General features: G+C 66.8%; 2 protein-coding genes and 1 pseudogene. 2 read left to right on the forward strand and 1 reads right to left on the reverse strand.

The features are described from left to right. A pseudogene (locus ACIOJE_RS41115) lies at positions 1-915 on the forward strand (site-specific integrase); the annotation flags it as partial. Beyond that, positions 912-1,475 (forward strand): DUF6262 family protein, encoded by a 564-nt coding sequence (locus tag ACIOJE_RS41120; protein WP_400783799.1) that lies wholly within the window; start codon positions 912-914, stop codon positions 1,473-1,475. The pseudogene ACIOJE_RS41115 and the gene ACIOJE_RS41120, both read left to right, overlap by 4 nt. Positions 1,476-1,533: 58 nt before the next feature. On the opposite strand, the gene ACIOJE_RS41125 is transcribed toward ACIOJE_RS41120, so the two are convergent. Beyond that, the coding region (locus tag ACIOJE_RS41125) for a hypothetical protein (RefSeq protein ID WP_400783801.1) at positions 1,534-1,830 on the reverse strand (297 nt) is incomplete at its 5' end.

Consider the following 1,830-nt stretch of genomic DNA (forward strand, 5'->3'; position numbering starts at 1 on the left):
CTCGGCCGCCGCCTGCCGATCTTCGAAGAGACTGTCGAAGCCATCCTGGTATGGCGCAAGAGGATGACCGAACTCGGATACCCGATCGGCAAGGGTGCCCACCTGTTTCCGCCGAACCGGGGAAAGACCTGCATGCCCACGCCGTACTTGGCCAAGGCTCTGCGGGCGTGGGTCGACGAGATCCCCGACCTCCGTTCGAATGTCCCGGACACGGACGGCGGGCTGCTTCCGTTCGACCGAAGCCTGATCTTCCCGTACGCCTTCCGCCACACCTACTGCCAGCGCCACGCCGACGCCGGGGTTCCGCCGCATCTGCTGATGGAGCTCATGGACCACAACTCCCTTGATGTAACTCGCGGTTACTACAAGGTCTCCCTCCAGCGACGCCGCGAGGCAGCCGACACCATGCGGAAGTTCGTCCTCGACCGCGCAGGCCAGCCCCGCGCCGGCGGAACGGCCCTCGGGTACGAACGCAAGTCCGTCGCCGTCCCATACGGCAACTGCGAGGAGCCGACGAACGTGAAGGCCGGCGGCCAAGCGTGCCCGATCCGATTCCAATGCGCCGGTTGCCCGTCCTACAGCCCCGACCCGTCCTATCTGCCCGCGATCCAGGACGAGCTCATCCGGCTCAAGGGCAGCCGCGAGATCGCAGCGGCGGCTGGCGTCGCGGGATACATCATCGACGGCATGGACGGCCAGATCCGGGACTACACCAACGTGGTCGCGACAATGCGGACCACTCTGGCCGCTCTTCCGGAAGCCGAACGACAGGAGGTCGAGGACGCTGCCAGGCTCCTGCGGAAGTCCCGAGCCGGATCTGCCACCATCGTGGCCGGAGCGGAAGCCGAACCATCAGGCAGGCGCCTCCTCCCGCTGACCGTTGTCCGCCGCCACCCGACCGGAGCCGACCAGTGACCGCCACTCGAAGCCGCGGCGACGTTCTCCGCGAAGCACGCCGACGTGACAGCCAGCAGAAGCGGGCCAAGGTCCTCGCCACCGTCGACAGCATGGCCGCCAACGGGCAGGAGATCACCATGCTCGGCGTCGCGCGGGCAGCCGGCGTCTCCAACTGGCTGGTCTACCAGCCCGAGATCAAAGAGCACATCGACAAGGCACGCAAAGGCCAAGCATCCACGACCACACGCGAGAAGGCCGGCGGCAGGGCTCCGAGTGCGGCCAGCCTCGCCGTCGACCTCGAACTCGCCCGTGCGGAGATACGGAATCTGCGCGAGGAGCGCGACAAGCTCAAGGGCGTGGTCCGTCGCAGCCTCGGCCAGCAGCTCGAACAGGCCAGCTCCGGCGATGCCGCGGCGCGGATCCAAGAACTGCTGACGGCCAACCAGCAACTTGAGGAGCGACTCTCCGCAACGCTTGCAGAACTCCAAGAAACCCGAGAGAAGCTCGAAATGACAGAGCTCGACCTCGACGGGGCCCGTGCCGGGATCGCTCAGATGATGCGTGAACAGAGCAAGTAGACCGCCTGTGCCTCATGCGGGGCAGCCGGATACGGACCAACCTGATCCGAGAGGCGGGCTACAGCGTTGGAAGGGCCTCCCAACTGCGGGGTGGGCGGCGCTGATCCAGCCAGAAGGTGTAGTTGCGCAGATACGTCTCAAGCCCGTCGTCGATGTAGGCCGCGAAGTCCAAGTGGCCCCGGGCTGCGTCGTGATAGTGCCCTTGGAACTTGACGGACCCGTTTCTCCCCCAGTCAGCGTGTGTAGCGGCACCCCAGTCTGCCGCGATGGCCAGGGCCCACTCGCGGACCCGGCTCCGGTCGCGCCACCACTCACGAACGGTGCCAGGGGTCCAGTGGTCGTCGCCGTCCCAGCC

The sequence above is a fragment of the Kitasatospora sp. NPDC087861 genome (assembly GCF_044742585.1).
GTDB lineage: Bacteria > Actinomycetota > Actinomycetes > Streptomycetales > Streptomycetaceae > Kitasatospora.